The following is a 20,061-nucleotide window of genomic DNA, read 5'->3' as shown; positions in this document are numbered from 1 at the left end:
TCGGGCAAAGATAACTGGTAAAGCATATTAAAGAAAATTTTCTGAAGATATAAGCTTTCAAAACATAAATAGAAAAAAATAATACTACAATTAGGAATTTATTAAGAAAGCACTTTAATTTGTAATACTACATTTAGGAATTTATTATTATAGGTAATGAAATCACACCGACTCGGAGAATTTGAAGAAGTAGTTATGCTCACAGTTGGCATACTGTATAATGATGCTTATGGAGTTTCTATAAAAAAAGAAATAGAGAATAGACTTTCGCGAAAAGTGAGTGTAGGTGCATTGCAAACTGCCCTAAAAAGACTTGAAGACAAAGGTTATCTAAAATCTCACGATGGAGAAGGCACGCAAGAAAGAGCAGGTAGACCCAAAAGATATTTTGAGATTACAGCTCATGGTAAAGCAGCCTTAGAATATACCAGAAGCACCCGCAATACACTTTGGGATGCAATACCCAAAATGGCACTTGATGTAAAATTTAATGGATAATATGAATTCTGAAAACACACCTCCTCATTTTATAATGAGGTTTTTCAAATGGTTTTGCCATCCAGATATGCATCCTTACATAGAAGGTGACTTGCTGGAGTTATATGATGAAAGAATAGCGCTCTCTGGAAAAAAGAAAGCAGATCGCCAGTTTTTAATTGATGTTTTACTGCTTTTCAGACCAGATATTATTAAACCATTAGAAGGATTTAGAAGATTAAACAACTATGGTATGCTAAAAAATTATTTTAAAGTTAGTTTCAGAAATATTCTTAAATACAAGACTTTTTCATTTATCAATATAGCGGGTTTGGCAATTGCCATGTCGGTTTGTATGCTCATAATGTTAATGTTAGCAGACCAAAAAAGTTACGATAACTTTCATGAGAAAAAAGACAGGGTTTATAGGATATTAATGCACCCGCTGGAGCAATCGACATATGCTACCTCTCCTTACCCCACTTCTGTTACCCTTAAAAATGAATACCCAATAATAGAAGATGCTACCAGATTACGTAGAGGTTTTGGTGGCGATGCAAAATACAAAGACACTTATACCGAATTGCAGGGCTACTTTACCACATCGTCATTTTTTAACATCTTTAGTTATAAGTTGGAACAGGGTGATCCGAAAACAGCCCTTAGCCAACCTAACTCCATAGTCATCTCGAAGGATAAAGCCATTCAACTTTTCGGCTACGAAGATCCACTTGGCAAATCAATCGAATATTTTGACAGAGGATTAAACGAATTTACCAGCGAAGGTGAACAAGCTAAAAATTGGGGTTCATTTACCATTACTGGCGTATTCGTAGAAAAAGATTACAAATCTCATTTGGAGTTTGACGTAATTGTGTCTGAATCTTCTCTTGAGCTACTTTACAAAGAAGACAAAATTGCTGACCTCACAAATGACTGGTCAGATATGTATAGAACTTATAATTATGTACTGGTAAATAACAATGTAAACATTGATCAAATAAGTGCTGCTGCTCAGGAGCTAGCAAATACTGTTTTTACAGAAGATAATCATTTAAAAGATGCTCAGTTAATTGCTCAACCACTTAGTAAAATTCGTCCGGGACCGGCACTTGGCAATGCTCCTTCTACCGGATTACCTATGTTTATTTATTACATTTTAGGTGTGTTAGCTGCGGTTATAATGTTTTCAGCTTGTTTAAACTATACTAATTTATCTATCGCCAGAGCCATTACAAGAGCTAAAGAGATAGGTGTAAGAAAGGTAAATGGAGCTTCCAGAAGTAATCTAATTATGCAATTTTTAAGTGAATCTATTATTACAGCATTGATAGCTTTAGTTCTAGCAAATATCCTTTTACTATTTTTAAAATCGGCTTTTTTAAGCTTATGGGTAAACCAGTTTTTAAATTTTGATTTAGAAGGAGGCTATGCTGTATATTTTATTTTTATCGGTTTTGCCATTCTTATCGGGTTGATAGCAGGCTCTTTTCCAGCTTTTAAATTATCCACCTATAAACCTATAAAAGCTCTTAAAAATGTAAATGAAATCAGCAAAGACAGGTTTGGATTAAGCAAATTAGGCTTGAGAAAAGCCTTGGGTGTTTTTCAATTTGTTATCTCATTGTTATTTATAGTCACTTCCATTTTACTGTTTAACCAATTTAAATACTATATGCAGTTTGAGTATAAGTTTAACCCTCAAAATGTTGTAAACATCAACCTGCAAAGTAACGATTTTGATAAGGTAAAAACTGCAATGAGCAGTATTGAAGGGGTAAGTTTTATTTCTGCTTGTGCTTACTTACCAGTTTCTGGCAGAAACGACAATGTATCTCTCAATAAATTTGATGGGAAAGATGAAAATGCAATTTCAACAGTAAACCTTTCAACAGATGATAATTTTATTAAAACACTGGAAATAAATCTTTTAGCAGGAAAGAATCTACCTCCTGCTGGTTCTGGTGCAGAGAATTTCATTATAGTGAATGAATCTGTGGTGAAAAATTTTGGCTATAAAAATCCACATGAGATTATTGGTGAGCCATTCAGAATTGGAAATGATGAAGTGCAGGTTGTAGGTGTAATAGAAGATTTTCCATTCCATTTATTATTTACTGGAAGAAATGCCTCTCCGCTTTTACTCAGACATAATAAAGATGCGATTAACTATGCGAGTATAAAAATTACTTCCACGAACAGATCAGAAATTGTTGAACAACTTGAGCAAAAATGGAAAAGCATCGATCCTATACATCCAATTAAATATGAGTTTTATGACGATACTTTATCCAACAACAATCAAGGAATATTTGATATAGTATCCATTATAGGCTTTCTATCATTTTTGGCAATTACCATCGCTTGTCTTGGCTTGCTAGGTATGGCAATTTATACGACCGAAAGAAGAACAAAAGAAGTAGGTATTAGAAAGGTATTGGGAGCCAATGAATTGAACCTCACCTTGTTACTTTCAAAAGAATTCTTGATTATTTTGGGTATTGCTGTATTGATCTCTGCTCCATTGAGCTACTTCTTAAATAATCTTTGGTTGCAGTTTTTAGTTTACAAAGCTCCTTTTGGCTTCACTACCGTTTTAACAGGCGTATTGGTTTTACTGGTGTTAGGCTTGGTTACCATCGCACCACAAACCTTTAGAATTTCGAGGCAAAACCCCACAGATTCTTTAAGGTCTGAATGATAAAAAAAAGAGATGCTTGGCAAAGTACTAAGCATCTCATTTCTATTATTTTAAAATCTCTTGATTAAAGTAGCAGATTCTTTTTAGCTCGATTACTCTTTAACTCCAACTGAAATGCCGCAATTTCACTGTTTATTTCAAATAGATTTTTTGTCGCTTTTATTCGGGGATAATATTTATTTTTCTGAATAACAGCATCCAACTCAAAACACCAATAAATAGACATCAGTGGATTTATCCATAACTCACTGCTCTTGGTTCTTTCTGTTACCTGATGATTACCAAAATAGCCTTGAACAGCACTAGAGATTGAGTTGTTAACTATGCTTTCCATGCCTTTCATTCTCATATTGGCATATTCTACAGCCGCAATATAATGCTTGCCTTCTTCCATTTCTTTTGTAACCTGAAACATTCCGTTGTAGCCACCATCTCGCATAAGTTCAGCTACATTTTCTAAAAATCTGAAATGGGAAACACCATGAAAATGATCAATACCGAAGCCAACAGAAAGAAGATGTTTTTTCTTAATACTTGTTTTGTAAACTGCTGCCATCGAACAAATATCTTCTACTGGTGTGCCTAAACCATCTTCATCGCCAAACATTAAACTATCTGTTCCACCATCTACAAGCACTATTGTATCAATAGAATGCTTTTTAATAATATAATCATAAGCTTTTTTGAGTGGAAGTACACCTGTCTTAGCAAATGCATAAATACTAGTTTGTTCACCTCTAGTTAAAAGCCACTCACACAAATATTTTTCGGGGAAATAATTATTACTAGAAAGCACTTTACAAGAGGCTTCCACCTGATAACAAAATGGAAAAACTTCTGTAGCTGAAGTTTTTCTCAATTCGGTGAATGAAAAATTAGCCAAAGTCACATTTTTACCCATTTGCTTTAATGCAAAATAAACAGGTAATCCACTGTAAATATCAAAACCTCCACCAGCACCTGCCAACAGTATATTTTCGCTTTCTTTTATTGAATTAAAGAATTGTATCTCAGATAGTCTAGTCAATGTATTTAATTATTTTCCTGTATCAAATTAATAGCTGATTCTAGCACTTCGTCTCGGTGATCTCTGATACCCTGAATGGTTGGTTTAACTTCTATATCTGGCACAATACCTATTCGCTGAGTTTCTGTACCATCAGGATAATACACACCGATTCCACTTATGAGCGAATATACACTTCCCGGCAAATAAAGTGGAGAAACATTGCCATCGGCACCTGCTGTTTGCGAACCAATTACAGTGGCATTTGGAGCCACTCTATATGCCATAGTCGTGTATTCCGCTTGGCTCTGCGTGGTTTCATCAATTAAAATCACAATTTTACCTTTGTAATAATCTTTGTTTTTAATTCCTACTGAGATGTGTTTTTGTATTGAAAATAAACCTGGCTGCTCAATTGAACCATGAGTAAACTTTACAAACTCTGTTTTTTCTGGCATTAAATGTCTACCCAATGTAAAAACAATAAAATTAGATGGATAACATCTCAAATCAATTACAAGTCCCTTTGTGTCTTGTATCTCTTCCATAAAATCGGAAATATGTTTTGCATCTATATTGCCCGGATAGATGTAAGCGATGTCTGGCTCCAAATAACTAAAACAAGTATCTGGTTTTGCATCAGTCAATCTCAAGTCTAACTTTTCTGGTAGATAAGTTTTTAGAGTAGCACTTTTCGCATTTTGTCCGCTGGTATACTCTACTGCTATTGTTTCGGTATTTGATCTTAGCAAATCTCTAGAAATACCTCTGAGCTTGGTTACATAGTTAGATGCCGGATAATATTTTAATTTTTCTTTAACTAAATCATCTACAGGCTTGCCATCTACAGCTGTAATAATATCTCCTATTTTTAAACCTGTTTCTTTAGCCAATTCTTCATTATAAAAGCCTGTAACAACTGCTTTGTCTTCAATAAATCTAATGGAAATGGGTGTATATCTTTCGCCTTTAAAAGCTGTTAAAGTAGAATCTGCCCCCCAAATATTTGCATGTGTATCATGTATCTTGCCTATTAGCTCTAGCATGTTGAGTTTATAAGCTAATTCATTATCTGCTTCGATAAATTTAGGTACAGACTCTGCTAACACGGCCTTCCAATCTCCTTCGATTAAATGTTTGTAGGGGAAAAAATATTGAATCATATTCCAATATTTATATAAAGCTAATAGTCGAAAACCAGCATCTGGTGACGGCATATCTTTATATCGATTCTCGTTGAGGAAAACAGGATTTTGAACACCTTTTGCCAATTCTATATAATAATGTTCGCCAGTTCTTTTTGCAGTTTTTACTTTTTGCAATGCAACCACCAAGTCACTTGAAAAGCCTGAATTTTCAATCCAGTCTAGGTCTGGGTAAATTTTCACTTCATCATTATACTCAGGCTCTTTTCCTTCTTTTAATTCGCCTAAGTTATTAATCCAACTCTGTAACCTTGCGTCCCACTCTTCTCCTTTTAAATCTGCTAATTCGGGCAAAATTCTAAATAATTCGTAGTCCCAGTTATATTCACCCGCAGCTACTGCCGGATGATAGTATTTGAGAAAGCCCCAAATTAAACCCAAGTTGTACAGCCTTGTTTCTTCCTGATCTTTTAAATTGTTTAAAGTGATATTAGAACCCTTATCAAACTCAAGATCTTTGTCTGCTTTAAGCAATTCTGGTTCGACAATTTTTGCCATCTAACAACACCTCAAAATTATCTACCCATAGTTTTCCTTTTCCCGAAAGTATGGCACCGATAAAGATATTTTGGGCATGATCAGGATAAGAAACCTTTACTGCATATTGATTCCAGTCGGAGGTTCCCTTTATCCCTCGTTTTTGCATATTATCAAAGCTCAAAACACCTGATTTACCATCTACCCTAATCATCAAACCAATTGGATCGGTAACATCTTCTAGTTTCATATAAGCTTTTACTTCAATTTTATTTGCTTTGTACTGGGCAGGTATTCTATATGCTACACAACCGAAAGTTGTCGCAGAACTTCCTTCTTTTGGCTGAATTAACACCGCCATCTTACCACTATGAATAGTTGTTGAATCGGGAATTAATTCAAATTGTTCATCTCCCCATCTAAACCAGCCAGTAGGCAATTCTTCTCCCGAGACAAGTTTTTCAAAATCAAGATTAAATTCGGTAGGCGTGGTAGTATCTTGGCTAAACAGGAGACTATTTAGAAAGAGTAAAGCAGCAGTTAAAAAAATCTTTTCCATGAACGTAGGGTTTGTATCAATTTTATAGCATTAACAAATTAATATTTCGAGAGATTAAATCAAAATATTAATTTGTTGCTACAATCCACCTAAAGCCCTTTATATCATTCAGATATTAAGCAGTTATTAAAATTATATTTTATAATACTTGCTGCTTTTCTGTAATTTGCTCGGTTATTCCATCCCAAAGGTTTATTCTTTGCTGCAAGGCTTCTTTTGCTATCTCTAAACTTTCTTGCCATTTAGATTTGTCATCTCCGCAAAGCTCTGCAATCATTTTAAGAGATAAAGGGCCGTGCTCGTCTCCATCTAGCTCGATATGTCTGTTTAGGTAATAGATAAGTTTGTTATAAGATTTATCACCTTTCTTTTCTTCATTTTTGATAATCTCAATAAACATATCTGGAATAAGATCTTCTCTACCAAAAGTAAATGCTGATGCGATGAGGTGAGGCTTACCAGTTGCAATTACTTCAAAAGTAAAATTGATAAAGGCTTTCACAGAATTATTTAATGCTAGTTTGTTGGCGGCATCACTAACAGCAACTTGGTCTTTTATAAGATTGATAAAACTATCAACTTCATTAGTATCAGCATTAATTTGTTTCATTGCATCCAAATACATCTCAAAATGGCTTTTGGGCTCTCCTAATTCATTTACATCTGACTCTTCACCCAATACAATCTCGTTTATAAACCTGGCCGTTTCTGGATTGGCAGCTGGTACCCATGGCACTTGCAAACAAGTAAGCTGGCTTTGTAATGCTTTTAGCAACGACATAAAATCCCACACAGCATATACATGGCTCTCCATAAATATTCTGATATCTGCCAGTGTTTCTAATTGCTGGTACAATGCATGATTTTTTAACTGCTCCTTTAAAGGGTAAATGCGTTGTTCAATATTTTCTATTTCTGTAGTCATTATAATCGCTTATCGATATTTAAATTACATTTTATGAAACTAGACATTACTGGTTAAAAAGCAATTCCAGTTTGTTGGGTAAATTTACAAATGATAAAATTTTAAAAAGAAAAATTTACAAGCATGAAAAAGATAGTACATGTTAAACTGCATTTCCTTATACCAAAAAGTTGAGTATTATAATAAATCTTGCATTAATAAAATGCACATATTTAGGTATTATAATATTTCATTTTTGCGTTTGGGGGCACATGCAATAAATTGTGTACAATGTTAAAAAAATCACAATATTTTATTCTTAATTCTGCACTAATATTAAAATAATTACAATTACATAAATTTATAACTTATTAAAAAACAGCTACTTATGAGTTAAATATTTAAGTTAATAACGGAATAAGAATAAAAAAAGGTCGACTCCAATGGAACCGACCTTTCATGACTTTAACGCTAATTACTATATAATAAAATACCAAATTTTAACTACTAACTTTTGGTATTATTATGTAAATATAAGGACTAATTGAAATAAATATCTTTTTTTACTCAATTTTATGCACTTTAATTTCAATATTTTAATTATTCCAATATTATATATAATTAAACTGTTGAAGATTATATCGCCTATGATTTATTCATGTAAAATTGAAAACAAGTTCAATAAACAAATTATTTAATTACTCAAATAAACTTCCTAACAACGCACATACTTACACGTATAAAATGTGTGTTTTTAACACATAATTAGTAATGCAAAAAGACAAAAGAGTCCTCTTACTAGAAATTAAACAATAAGAGAAAAACCTATTTTTCTAGATTTTTGATGGATTTTTTTAGCAGATTCCCAAAGTTATCAATCTCCTCTTCTGTAAAACCTTGTGTAATTTTATCATGTATGCGCTCTACACATTCCACTGCTTGAGATTCTAATTCCCGACCGGACTCTGTTAAGTAAATCAGATTTACCCTTCTGTCCCTTTTGTCTTCTATACGTTTAATTACTCCGTTTTTTTCAAGAACATCAACCATGCGAGTAATACTGCCTCTATTACGATCGGTTAAATCTGCAACTTTTTGCTGGGTGAGACCATCTTCTTTCCAAAGATGAGTTAATAAGCGAAATTGATCTCCTGTTATGCATAAATTAGATTGCTTTAATTCTCTATTCAGCTCCTGATAAGCTAAATACTTTAATCTTGAAATAAACCTCCCTAGTGTGTTTTCGAATTCCATATTTATCCCCGTAAGAACTTCAGTATAATAGAAATAGCTAATTTGTAAGTGCTAAATTTTAGAAATGCTAGTTGTATCCAATCATACTTAAGCGCAAAACTTGTGTATGTAGAATTCCAATTTAGTAATAGTTAGATTAATTCTTCAATTATCGGAAATTATTATGTCATTGAAAACATTGTTATGAGATATCATTGAAAAATTGAGCTTTACCAACTAATAATCGGCCATTTTTCTCCATCCCACGCCATTTCCCGGATGATTAATTTGGGTTTTCCATCATCATTCGCATCATAGGCATGACTAACAAAATAGTCTTTCCCATCAAATGTATATGCTGAGTTATGCCCCACTCCATTCCAATCTTTATTCCCTTCTATTAGTAAAGAACCTCCTCCTTCATCCATTTTTATACCTTCTTTATCTAAAAATGGACCTTTTATAGACTTCGATCTTCCAACTACAACTTTATAAGTACTTTCTACTCCTTTACAACAATAATCAAATGAGACAAATAGATAATAATAGCCATTTTTCTTAAAAATAAATGGAGCCTCCACTGCTGCTTCACCCGGATTGTAATCGTCTTGTTTAAAACTTCTATCTCTTTTTGAGATAGTATACCATTCTTCTGGCTGTGCTACTTCTGTTAAGGAAGCATCCATTTTAACGAGCTTCATCCCACTCCAAAAAGAGCCAAATGTTAGCCAAGGTTGTTGGTTCTCATCGTAAGACAAATTGGGGTCAATGGCATTCCATAAATCTCTGCCAGGTACAGATTGAATTACTTTGCCATGATCTATCCATTTAAAGTTAGAGTCTGTTGGATCAAGTGTTTTGTTTGTTGCAACACCTATACAAGAAGTGTTTTTGCCAAAAGCAGAAACTGAATAATATAGGTAATACAGACCATTATGGAAAGATATATCCGGTGCCCAAATGTGACCTTTGAATGTTGGAACAGCTTCTACAGCCCAAAGTGGTGGTGTATCGAATACTGGCTTTTCTTTTTTCCAGTCTTTTAAATCTTTAGAAGAAAACACAGAGATACCCCTGCCTGTACAAAACAGGAAGTAAGTATCCCCTTGTTTAATCATCATCGGATCATGAACAATTACATCTGTGAAATTCTGTGCAGATACTTTATTAAAAACAATCAACATAAATCCACACAACGCAATTATTATCCTTAGTCTACTTTTCATAACCCAGCTACTAACTATTATATACTACTCTGTTTATTTCAATTCAAGAACAACTACTGAGAATGGTGGTAAACTCGTAGTTATTTGGTCTTTTTTCTTTTTAAATTCTTTGTATTCTGATGGTGTTACACTTTCTGGATTATCAAAAGTGTTGTGGTCTTGAAGCTTCTCTGATTTTAATATTTCACCAGTGATTGATTTAAACTCAACACCACTTAAACTCAATGTTAAGTCATGTGCATTATTTGGATCAATGTTTACAAGTGAAATATGTACAGCCCCATCTTTCGCTTTAGATGCAGAAACTGATAATGCAGGTAGTTTCTCAGCTTCAAACTCATAATCTACATTTTTAAAATCTACAGGCAACATTAAAGCATCTTGGTGTACCTTGTACATTCTCATTACATGGTAAGTTGGTGTTAGCAACATTTTCTCGTCATCTGTAAGAATTACAGCTTGCAACACATTGATAGTTTGTGCCAAATTCGCCATTCTCACACGCTCACAATGGTTATTAAAAATGTTAAGCGTAGCTCCGGCAATCATCGCATCTCTCATGGTATTTTGCTGATAAAGAAAACCTGGATTAGTTCCTTCTTCTACATTGTACCATCCACCCCACTCATCAACTATTAGAGCAATTCTTTTTGCTTCATCATACTTATCCATAATGGCTGAGTGCTTCTCTACCAGCTCATTCATTTTTAATGCGGTTTGCATGGTAGAAAAATACTGTGCTTCAGTAAAGTCTGACGCTGCTCCTTTATCATTCCATTCTACAAAAGAATATGAGTGCAAAGCAACTCCTTCTAGCAAGTGATGCGGCACTTCTTTCATTAAAGTTTCTGTCCAGTGGTAATCTGCTACGTTGGCGCCAGAAGCAATTCTAAACAAACCATCACCGTTTGTCCAGTCAGTCATAAAAGTACTATACTGGGTATATAGGTTAGCATAATATTCTGGTTTCATGTTTCCACCGCAACCCCACATTTCGTTACCAACTCCCCAATATTTTACAGCCCAAGGTTCTTCTCTTCCATTCTCTTTTCTTAAAGCAGCCATTGGGCTACCTTCTTTGTGATTTACATAATATACCCAATCGATTAATTCTTGCACTGTACCACTACCCACATTTGCAGCCAAATAAGGTTCAGTGTCTAGCATTTCACAAAGATTTAAAAAATCGTGCGTTCCAAAGCTGTTATCTTCTACTACTCCACCCCACCAACGGTTTACAAATGATGGTCTTTCTGCTTTTGGACCGATGCCGTCTTTCCAGTGGTAAGTATCTGCAAAACAACCTCCCGGCCATCTTAAGTTAGGAATGTTTAAATCTTTTAATGCGGCTACAACATCGCTTCTAATACCATCGGTATTTTCTATTTTACTGTTGTCTTCTCCTACATAAAAACCACCATAAATACAGCGACCTAAATGCTCGGCGAAGTGGCCGTATATATGTCTGCTAATGGTATGTTCGGCTTTTGTTGCATCAATTTTTACCTCGACAGCTTCATCTTGCGCAAACAAAAATGGCGCTGAAAGAAACATGAAGAATGCTAGTAGCAATGATTTGTTGGTATTCATAATTTAGAATGTAAATGTTTTATTGTTGAACAACTTTTATGACTGATAAAGAATAAGGAGGCAGCTCCAACTCAATGTTTCTTCCTTTGAGAGAAACTGTTTTTTCTTCGGGTGATATTGAAGCAGGATCTTCTATTGAGTTTACTCCATTAAGGTCTTTACTATTTAATACAATTAGAGCAGCCTCTTTTTTTGGTCTCTTTGCACCTTTAAGACTGATTTTTACAGACTTACTTTCTTCTGAAGAGTTTACCACCTTCACGATAATTTCTTTTGTATCTTCATCCAATACAGAAGATGCATAGATGCTATTTTGCCCAGTAAGCGGTTTGTCGTCAGATTCTACAGAGATCAGTTTTGTACCACTATTGTTAGAAAATAGTTTTTGCACATAGTAGTTTGGTGTTCCGTATGAGGTTAAGTTATTAAACCAGATTAAGTCTGGTGTCCACTGCCAGCCCTCTACATGAGCAAATAATGGCGCGTAAGAAGTAAGGTAAACCACATCTGCATTTCTTTCTAAACCTGTAAGATAAGCCGCTTCAGACATAGCACATTGCCAGTTATTTTTATTATCAGGACTGGCAATGGCTACACTCTGAGCAGCATATTCACCCGCAAATATTTTATAACTGTTTCTATCATAACTATCGTAGCGATCTGCATTTTCTAAAAACCACTCAGGACTACGGTAATAATGTTCGTCTACAATCTCTGCATTCAGTTTTCTTAATTCAATTTCAGCATAATCAAATTGTTCACCATCTGGGAATGGGCCAGTACCTGATACTACAATCATTTCTGGATATTGCCCTTTTATGGCTTCTATAAATACTTTTAATCTATCGAAATAATCTGGCCCCCACTGCTCGTTACCTACACCAATGTATTTTAAATTGAATGGTTCAGGATGCCCCATATCTGCACGAAGTTTTCCCCATTTTGTACTTGTAGCTCCATTAGCAAATTCAATCAAATCTAAAGCATCTTGCACATAAGGGTCTAGCTCAGCCATAGGTACCAACTCACCTGTATTAAACTGACAAGCCATGCCACAACTTAAAATTGGAAGCGCTTCTGCTCCTAAATCTTCTGATAACTGGAAGTACTCAAAAAATCCTAAGCCAAATGTCTGAAAATAATCTGGAGTTGGTCTGTGAGCAAATTCAGTATTCCAACGGTTTACAATCATCTCACGGTCTTCGATGTTACCCACTGTTTTTTTCCACTGATAGCGTTGGTTCAAAGTTCTTCCTTCTACTATACATCCACCAGGAAATCTTAAAAAGCCGGGTTGTAGGTCGGCAAGCAATTGTACTAAATCTTTACGCATTCCTTTTGGTCTGCCTTTCCATGTATCTTCTGGGAAAAGGGAAATCATATCAACATCAATCACACCTGTTCCTTCAAAAGTAATTTCAAGTTGAGCTTTTTCAACTGTTTCTGTAGCTGCCCAACTAGCACTGTATGCTTTCCAATCTTTAGATGAAACTGCTACACTAGCTTTACCAACTCCTTTTCCATTTTTATCTATAAATTGAAAGTTGATTTTTGAGATGTTGCCAGACATATTTCTGGCTTCAAAGGTAAGGTTATACTTAGCATCTTTTTTAATTCCCATGCTGCGGAAACCTTCATTAATAATTTTGTATCCAGTGCTGTTTTTAACTTCTATTCTTGCAAAGTGAGGGTTGGTTCCTTCCGATTCTTTAACCACTTTGGCAATACCAGATTTTTCGTTTAAAGAATGGGTATCACTATTTGGTTCATTCCACCCCATAAGTGGATTATCAAACTCGAATGATCTGTTTTTTACCATCTCTGCATAGATACCACCATCGGCAGCAAAGTTGATATCTTCGAAAAAAATACCCCACATAGTTGGTTGAATATCTGCCACATGTTTACTCGCATCTACTTCTAATACGATGGGTGCTTGAGCAAATGTAAATGTGGGGAACAGCAATCCCGCACATAAAATCAGCTCAAATAGTTTATTGATTCTCATAAGTCTAGTTTTAATTATATTTAGCTAAATTTAATTACTTTTTTTCTTTCCCCATATAGCTGTGCCTTCATTATTTAATCCACTAAAAATCAAGGTTTTCTCTATTTTATTTTCCCAGTCTCTACCTGGCTCTACATAGACTTTAGCGGTGCTTGCATTAGCCCAATTTAACTCTAACCAAGGTGCACTATAGCTCCAAGTACTAGACTCTTCGCTATTAATTGTACCTGCTGCATCCAAGGTTAAATCTACAGCCACTTGAAAATCTGCTGAGAGTTGTTCTTCTGCATAACCGGGCACTACTTTATAGCCTAAATCGATTTGCTCCCAATGGCCAACTAAATCAGATTCTACAATTTCTGTTTGTTCTAGCGCAGCATATCTTTCTGGTGAAACTATCGGCCAGCCATCTTCTGTCCAAAATATTTTTCTAACATGCAACACCATATAATAAGAGTCTACCCCCGGCCTACCTTGGTGTGCCATAAAATATTGGTCACCTTCTTTAAAGACTGCACAATGAGAAACACCTTGCCAACCTCCATGTCCTTCAAATTGATAGGGAGCTAAAATCATTGGGATGTTATCTTCTTCGCCGTTGAGGTCATTGCCATTAAAATCGTAGAAAGGACCTTCTGGAGAATCGGCCCGGCCCACTCTTACATTGTATTTTGTTTGAAGCCAATCGTAAGCAATAAACATATAATACTTGTCTAACTCTTCATTGTAGATAATCTCAGGGCCTTCTATGTTGCCGTTAATCGAGTTTCCGGTAAAGCCACGTTGGGCAATACGCTTGCCTTTATCATTCCCTTTGAGTGCTAAACCTGTATCCGGATCGAGTTGTAAGTAGTAAATACCATCCCAAGCTGAGCCATAGTAAAACCAATGATCACCAGATTTATCGATAACAATTGTGGGGTCAATTGCATTGGTTTGAATGGAATTGTCATTAACTGAAGTAACTACCAAACCTTGTTCTGTCCATGGGCCAACAGGAGTTGGTGCAGTTGCCAGACCAATTACACTTAGTCGAGGAGCTGATGAAGAAAGTGAGTAATATAGCCTGAATTCATCACCATACTTATATATATATGGTGCCCAAAGTGCATCAAATGGTTCTACACCTTTTGATTTAATAAAATCGGCACCTTGTTGGGGCAATCCATTAAATACTCTGCCCACATATTGCCACTCTACTAAATCTTTAGATTTTCTTATTTGGATACCCGCTGGCACTTCTGTTCCATACCCTACATCGGTATTGTAACAGTAGTAATAATCGCCATCTTTAATTATGCTCGGATCGTGCACATTGTAAGGTCCCCATTTGCGTGCATTTTCGTAGGCAGCAATTTCTCCATATGTATCTTCGATAGAGTTGATATCAAAATTACTTACCGGATTTTCTACAGTAGTGCTGTCTCCTTCCACTTCCGGTGTTACATTATTATCTTCTGAACAAGAAGCCAGTTGAATTATCAATGTAAGTAACCCCAATATTTTTAGTAATCTGCTAATACTATTCATTCCCATATACTCCTTGCCTGCGGTTTAGTTTACATTCTACTTAAGAAAAAAATTAGCTGTAGATGTTTAAACTTATGTTTTGTTAATTAATCTCCTCTGCATGTTTGCTATACAGAGGAGATTTTAATTTATTAATATCCTTGATTTTGAATCAACTCAGGATTGATGTCTATTTCTGATTGAGGGATAGAGAAATATTCTCTTCCTGCTACATAACCTTCAAATTCTGAGTCGTGAGATTTGAGTTCTTCAAGCTTTGAAGCATCGCTTAACCAGCCCCAACGTCTTATATCATCAAACCTGTGACCTTCTAAAGCAAACTCCAAAGCGCGCTCGTGAGCTAGTTGTTCGCGAAATCCTTCCTGACTCAAACCCGCAAATTCAGCTTCTCTGTCAGGAAGGTTTGCTCTGTCACGAACCATTTGCATATATTCAGCAGCCACATTTGTGTTTCCTAATTCATTCTGAGCTTCGGCATACATAAGCAATACATCAGAGTATCTCATTAAGCGCTCATTTACACCCGATCTCCAATCTTTCTCGTCTACTCTGCCCGATTCAGAATTACCATATTTTTTCACTCCTAGTTTATCCAAGTCTGTTGCATAGACTTCTTCGAAGCTTTGCCCGTACAAAGTTGCACCCGGATAGTTGTAGAAAATAGTTGCTTTCAATCTTGGGTCATCTTCACCTTCGATGGTTTTTTCTGCTAAAAACTCATCTACAATCCAACGAGTTGGTGCTACATCGTTCCAACCAAATGGAGCTGGAGCATAAGTAATGGCTCTTGCTGTAGTAAGCGACCAGTCGGCACCCGGAGCACCTACCCAACCTAATACTACACCACCCACGTTTCTGTCAAATTGAAGCTCAAAGATCGACTCTTCATTATTTTCGAAGGCTTCTGTAAAATTGTCTTCGTAGTTATCCATCAAACTATATCCTAAATTCATTACTTCGGTAAATGCAGTAGCAGCTTCTGACCAGTTTTGCATAAACAAATGAGCTTTGCCAAGATAAGCATAAGCAGCACCTTTTGTCGCTCTACCTAAATCAGTAGATCCATAAGAATCTGGTAAGTTAGTAGCAGCAGCTTGGAAGTCTGAAACAATTAATGCCCAAACCGCATCAGGATCAGCCTGAGTTTGGTAATAGTCATCTGTAGTTTCAAAATCACCTTCTATTAATGGAATATTATTGAAGAAGGTTACTAAATAGAAATAAGACAAACCTCTTAAAAACTGTGCTTCTCCTCTTAATCTGTTCTTATAACTTTCATCTTCGAAGGTTACATCATCAATATGTGCAAGTACTTGGTTTGCTCTAAATGTTACGCCATAAAAAGCAATCCAAAGCCATTGCTGCATAATTGTCGTATTTGCAAGTTTAAATTGACCCGTGTTGGCTAATACATCCCAAGGGCTTGGGCTTTCTGTATCGTCGCCACGTAGATCAAGCGCAATAGGTGCAAATCTAAAAAATGTACCATCGTAGTAGGCTAATGACTGATATGTAGCATTTACCCCTTTTTGTATATCGCTTTCGGTTTGCCAGAATGAGGTAACCGTTTGTTGATTTGGATTTGAAAGCTCAAGCCAATCTTCGTTACAACCGAAAATTCCTAGACTAAATGTCGCTAAAAAGACTATATATTTAATGTTTTTCATTTTCTTTTCATTTAAGTTAAGTAATACACTAGAATCCTACTTTTACGCCCAATAAGAAAGTTCTTGGGTTTGGTAAACCTCCTGAATAAGCAGTAAATGACCTGTTTGCTTCAGCAGCTTTATCTGTTCCTCTACTGAATAAGCCATCGTTACCAAAGTCTGGATCAAAGCCAGTGTACTTAGTAAATGTGTATACATTTTGTCCTGATAGATATACCCTTAATCTAGAAATATGCAGCTTACTTGTTAATGCTGCTGGCACATTGTAGCCTAATTCTACATTAGTGATTTTAAGATATTTACCATCTTCAAGCCATCTTTGAGAATCTCTATTGTTGTTGTTAGGGTCATACATGATTACCCTTGGCACATCTGTATTTGTGTTTTCGGGAGTCCAACGGTTCAGCATATTTTTAGAATAGTTATCCCAACCAGAACCATTTTCAATCGCTCTTCTAATACCATTATTAATTTTGTTACCAGAAGAACCATTAGCTGCAACAGTTAAATCGAAGTTTTTGTAAGAAGCGTTAAAGTTTAATCCGTAGTAAAGATTAGGAATTGCACTACCTAAATAAGCTCTGTCATCGTCGTTGATGTAACCATCGCCATTTAAATCTGAATATTTTACATCACCTGGGCTAGTATCTACTTCTTGGTAGCGACCAATTGGTGAAGCTTCGTTTAATTCATCAATTTCTGTCTGAGACTGGAACAAACCTTCGTCTACCCAACCGTAAAACTCTCCCACTTCGCTACCTACAGCTGTTCTACTCATAATTCCATAAATCGGATTGTCTCCATAGCCTAGTGCAAGCACCTCGTTTTTAAGAGTGGAGATGTTTGCGTTAATACCGTAATTAAAATCTCCTTCTGCTTTTCTATATCCTAAAGTAAATTCAAAACCACTGTTTCTAACAGATGCACCGTTGATTGTTGGTGCTTCCCAATCGTATGCACCAGTACTTCCTGGAATAGGCACACCAACTAACATATCTTCTGAAAGGTTGTTGTAATACTCCGCAGTAAAGGTGATTTTATCATCAAAGAATGCCATATCAACTGCTATGTTTTTAGAAACCTTAGATTCCCATTTCATATCTGGCGATACAAAAGCATACTGTGAAGCTCCGGTTGCCAACTGGCCATTTAATACATAGTGTGCATAAGGTGTAATTGTGGCTGCATAGCGATAATCACCAATTTCTTGGTTACCTAATACACCATAACTCGCTCTAATTTTTAATTGGTTGATTGCTCGAACACCCATCATAAAGGCTTCGTTGTGAATATTCCAACCTACCGAAACTGCTGGGAAAGTACCAAATCTGTTTATCTCAGCAAATCTTGAAGAACCATCTCTACGAATAGTAGCATTTAATAAATACCTGTCTTTGTAATTGTAAGTTACTCTACCAAATAAAGACATTAATCTACTTTGGTATTCGTCGCTCGTAATGGTTTGCCCTGAAGTACCTTGGCTTAATACTTTAAAGTATGGTTCGGTGAATCCTTCTGCATGGCCATAAGTTCTTTTAATCGAACTTTCTAGCATGGTAGTTCCCACCATAGCAGTAAATGAGTGATCGCCAAGCGATTTATTCCACGTTAAAGTTTGCTCAATGGTTCCTGTAGAACCGAAACCTCTCCAATCGTTCATTTTGGCAATGTTGTTCACATAGAACCAGCCTAAATCGTGAATTGGTTGGAAATAGAAATCTCTCCAATCTGTTCTTTCAAAACTTAAACTTAGTTTATATTTCAATTCGTCCAGAATCGCATATTCTCCATACACATTACCAATAAAGCGATATCTATCTGTGGTACTTTCAATCATGTTATTCATACCCGCCACATTGGCTGTATATGAACCATGAATTACTTGGTCTGCACTTGCATATCCATCAACCGTACTTTCGTCATTCACTGGTAAAGTTGGAATAGCATTTACCATGTAAACCAAGTTATTTCCGGTATGTAAGAAAGTCATAAAAGTTTGGTCGGCTACTGTATAGTGCACAGACTGTCCTACTTTTAGTTTTCCTATTTGATGATCAGAGTTAACACCAATTCCGTAACGGGTATATTTAGGGCCTCTACCCACTACTGTTCCACTTTGGTCGAAGTAATTAAGCGAGATATTGAAAGTTGATGTCTCATTACCTCCGGTTAAGTTTAGGTTGTGCTCTTGTATTTTACCAGTTTTAAAAACTTCTTCTTGCCAGTCTGTATCTACATTGTCTACAAAAAGAGAAGAACTTGGATCGTTAGCTGGCTTAAGTGCTTCACCTGCATTTACAGAAGCTTCATTTACTAATAATTGATATTCTTCGCGGTTCGCTACATCATATCTGTTTGGTACATTTTGCACACCGTAGTAAGCAGAGTAATTTAATTTAAGTGGGCCTTTAGCACCTCTTTTTGTAGTGATAATTACTACACCATTTGCCGCTCTTGAACCATAAATTGCAGCAGCAGCTCCATCTTTCAATACTTGCATAGACTCAATGTCTGACATCGGCAAGTCGTTAATCGGTGTAACAATACCATCTACAATATATAAAGGTGTGTTGTTGTTGAATGAGCCAATACCTCTAATTTTAACTACAGGAACCGCACCTGGCTCTCCACCACTTTGCACAGTAACACCAGCAATTCTACCTTGTAGTGCTTTTGTAATATCGTTTACAGCCATTTTCTGAATCTCGTCAGTTTCTACCACTGCTACTGAACCAGTTAAATCGCTCTTGCGCTGTGTACCATAACCTACTACTATTACCTCTTCTAATTGTTCGTAGTCAGTTTCTAGTTTTACATCTACTATACTTCTGTTACCTACCTCTACTTCTTGAGTAATAAAACCAATATAACTAAATTGTAAAATGGCATCGCTCGGTGCACTCATGGAGAAATTTCCATCAAAATCTGTTGTAGTACCTATTGATGTTCCTTTTATTAGAATACTCACACCAGGTAGTGGTTCATCATCTTCTAAAGAAGTAACCGTACCACTAACTTTTACTTGTTTTGCATAAGATGCTGTAAAAACCTCTTCGACCTTTGTACTTTTACTTTTCTTCTTCTTCACATGAATATTGCCATCTATACGCTTAAACATGAGGTGGTTTTTAGAAGACAATGTTGATAGGATGTTTCCTAATGACTGATTTTTGGCTACAATATTTATTTTATCTTTTTCACCTACTACATCATGATTATAGGTAAAGTAGAAACCTGTTTTGTTTTGAATGTCTTTAAGCACTCTATTTAATGATGCATCTCTATAATCTACATCAATATAAATATCGTACACACTCTGTTTCTGTCCATTGCTGTTTTCTGCCAGAAGCACTCCTACAAGAAGTACCTGGAAAAACGTGCCATATAAGATAAATTTCGACATAATCCAGACTTGTCTTAGTATTTTCAATTTCATATCTTTAAATGTTTTGATGAATAAATAATAGACGTCAAGGCA

The 20,061-nt window shown here is 35.7% G+C and carries 13 protein-coding genes; 2 read left to right on the top strand and 11 right to left on the bottom strand.

What is annotated here, in order from left to right; all coding sequences use genetic code 11:
• Nucleotides 1–156 precede the first annotated feature (156 nt).
• Together OQ292_RS33725 and OQ292_RS33720 are read left to right on the top strand one after the other, a co-directional pair.
• Entirely contained in the window at nt 157–498 is a 342-nt protein-coding gene (locus OQ292_RS33725; RefSeq protein WP_284688539.1) for a PadR family transcriptional regulator, read from the top strand.
• Nucleotide 499: 1 nt separating this feature from the next.
• Complete coding sequence (locus tag OQ292_RS33720) at nt 500–3,178, top strand: ABC transporter permease (protein WP_284688538.1); 2,679 nt, start codon at nt 500–502, stop codon at nt 3,176–3,178.
• Nucleotides 3,179–3,242: 64 nt separating this feature from the next.
• On the opposite strand, the gene OQ292_RS33715 is transcribed toward OQ292_RS33720, so the two are convergent.
• The 11 genes from OQ292_RS33715 to OQ292_RS33665 form a co-directional block, all read right to left on the bottom strand.
• On the bottom strand, nt 3,243–4,205 hold the full coding sequence (locus tag OQ292_RS33715) for a DUF1152 domain-containing protein (RefSeq protein WP_284688537.1): 963 nt from the start codon (nt 4,203–4,205) through the stop codon (nt 3,243–3,245).
• Nucleotides 4,206–4,210: 5 nt separating this feature from the next.
• Nucleotides 4,211–5,887 (bottom strand): S41 family peptidase, encoded by a 1,677-nt coding sequence (locus OQ292_RS33710; protein ID WP_284688536.1) that lies wholly within the window; start codon nt 5,885–5,887, stop codon nt 4,211–4,213.
• Complete coding sequence (locus tag OQ292_RS33705) at nt 5,856–6,425, bottom strand: hypothetical protein (RefSeq protein WP_284688535.1); 570 nt, start codon at nt 6,423–6,425, stop codon at nt 5,856–5,858. The genes OQ292_RS33710 and OQ292_RS33705 overlap by 32 nt, the downstream gene beginning before the upstream one ends.
• A 139-nt stretch (nt 6,426–6,564) precedes the next feature.
• Nucleotides 6,565–7,350 carry a DUF3050 domain-containing protein gene (locus OQ292_RS33700; protein WP_284688534.1) on the bottom strand — a complete coding sequence of 262 codons (786 nt, stop codon included), beginning with the start codon at nt 7,348–7,350 and terminating at the stop codon, nt 6,565–6,567.
• A gap of 804 nt (nt 7,351–8,154) precedes the next feature.
• The gene (locus OQ292_RS33695; RefSeq protein ID WP_284688533.1) at nt 8,155–8,583 is read right to left on the bottom strand and encodes a MarR family winged helix-turn-helix transcriptional regulator; all 429 of its coding nucleotides are present in this window, start codon (nt 8,581–8,583) and stop codon (nt 8,155–8,157) included.
• A 209-nt stretch (nt 8,584–8,792) separates the two neighbouring features.
• On the bottom strand, nt 8,793–9,788 hold the full coding sequence (locus OQ292_RS33690; RefSeq protein ID WP_284688532.1) for an arabinan endo-1,5-alpha-L-arabinosidase: 996 nt from the start codon (nt 9,786–9,788) through the stop codon (nt 8,793–8,795).
• 33 nt (nt 9,789–9,821) lie between these two features.
• A complete protein-coding gene (locus OQ292_RS33685; RefSeq protein WP_284688531.1) occupies nt 9,822–11,378 on the bottom strand; it encodes an alpha-N-arabinofuranosidase in 1,557 nt (518 codons plus the stop codon).
• 19 nt (nt 11,379–11,397) lie between these two features.
• Nucleotides 11,398–13,386 carry an alpha-L-arabinofuranosidase C-terminal domain-containing protein gene (locus tag OQ292_RS33680; protein WP_284688530.1) on the bottom strand — a complete coding sequence of 663 codons (1,989 nt, stop codon included), beginning with the start codon at nt 13,384–13,386 and terminating at the stop codon, nt 11,398–11,400.
• A gap of 30 nt (nt 13,387–13,416) precedes the next feature.
• Nucleotides 13,417–14,922 (bottom strand): arabinan endo-1,5-alpha-L-arabinosidase, encoded by a 1,506-nt coding sequence (locus OQ292_RS33675; RefSeq protein ID WP_284688529.1) that lies wholly within the window; start codon nt 14,920–14,922, stop codon nt 13,417–13,419.
• Nucleotides 14,923–15,047: 125 nt separating this feature from the next.
• On the bottom strand, nt 15,048–16,583 hold the full coding sequence (locus OQ292_RS33670) for a RagB/SusD family nutrient uptake outer membrane protein (protein ID WP_284688528.1): 1,536 nt from the start codon (nt 16,581–16,583) through the stop codon (nt 15,048–15,050).
• A gap of 28 nt (nt 16,584–16,611) precedes the next feature.
• Nucleotides 16,612–20,019 (bottom strand): SusC/RagA family TonB-linked outer membrane protein, encoded by a 3,408-nt coding sequence (locus OQ292_RS33665; protein WP_284688527.1) that lies wholly within the window; start codon nt 20,017–20,019, stop codon nt 16,612–16,614.
• Nucleotides 20,020–20,061 lie beyond the last annotated feature (42 nt).

This window comes from Chondrinema litorale (assembly GCF_026250525.1).
Classification (GTDB): Bacteria; Bacteroidota; Bacteroidia; order Cytophagales; family Flammeovirgaceae; genus Chondrinema; species Chondrinema litorale.
This window is presented reverse-complemented; position numbering and strand designations above follow the sequence as displayed.

What these genes read in the sequence shown, in the direction of transcription:
- OQ292_RS33725 (WP_284688539.1), top strand. Translation starts at nt 157, where the DNA reads ATGAAATCACACCGACTCGGAGAATTTGAAGAAGTAGTTATGCTCACA.
- OQ292_RS33720 (WP_284688538.1), top strand. Translation starts at nt 500, where the DNA reads ATGAATTCTGAAAACACACCTCCTCATTTTATAATGAGGTTTTTCAAA.
- OQ292_RS33710 (WP_284688536.1), bottom strand. Translation starts at nt 5,887, where the DNA reads ATGGCAAAAATTGTCGAACCAGAATTGCTTAAAGCAGACAAAGATCTT.
- OQ292_RS33705 (WP_284688535.1), bottom strand. Translation starts at nt 6,425, where the DNA reads ATGGAAAAGATTTTTTTAACTGCTGCTTTACTCTTTCTAAATAGTCTC.
- OQ292_RS33700 (WP_284688534.1), bottom strand. Translation starts at nt 7,350, where the DNA reads ATGACTACAGAAATAGAAAATATTGAACAACGCATTTACCCTTTAAAG.
- OQ292_RS33695 (WP_284688533.1), bottom strand. Translation starts at nt 8,583, where the DNA reads ATGGAATTCGAAAACACACTAGGGAGGTTTATTTCAAGATTAAAGTAT.
- OQ292_RS33690 (WP_284688532.1), bottom strand. Translation starts at nt 9,788, where the DNA reads ATGAAAAGTAGACTAAGGATAATAATTGCGTTGTGTGGATTTATGTTG.
- OQ292_RS33685 (WP_284688531.1), bottom strand. Translation starts at nt 11,378, where the DNA reads ATGAATACCAACAAATCATTGCTACTAGCATTCTTCATGTTTCTTTCA.
- OQ292_RS33680 (WP_284688530.1), bottom strand. Translation starts at nt 13,386, where the DNA reads ATGAGAATCAATAAACTATTTGAGCTGATTTTATGTGCGGGATTGCTG.
- OQ292_RS33675 (WP_284688529.1), bottom strand. Translation starts at nt 14,922, where the DNA reads ATGGGAATGAATAGTATTAGCAGATTACTAAAAATATTGGGGTTACTT.
- OQ292_RS33670 (WP_284688528.1), bottom strand. Translation starts at nt 16,583, where the DNA reads ATGAAAAACATTAAATATATAGTCTTTTTAGCGACATTTAGTCTAGGA.
- OQ292_RS33665 (WP_284688527.1), bottom strand. Translation starts at nt 20,019, where the DNA reads ATGAAATTGAAAATACTAAGACAAGTCTGGATTATGTCGAAATTTATC.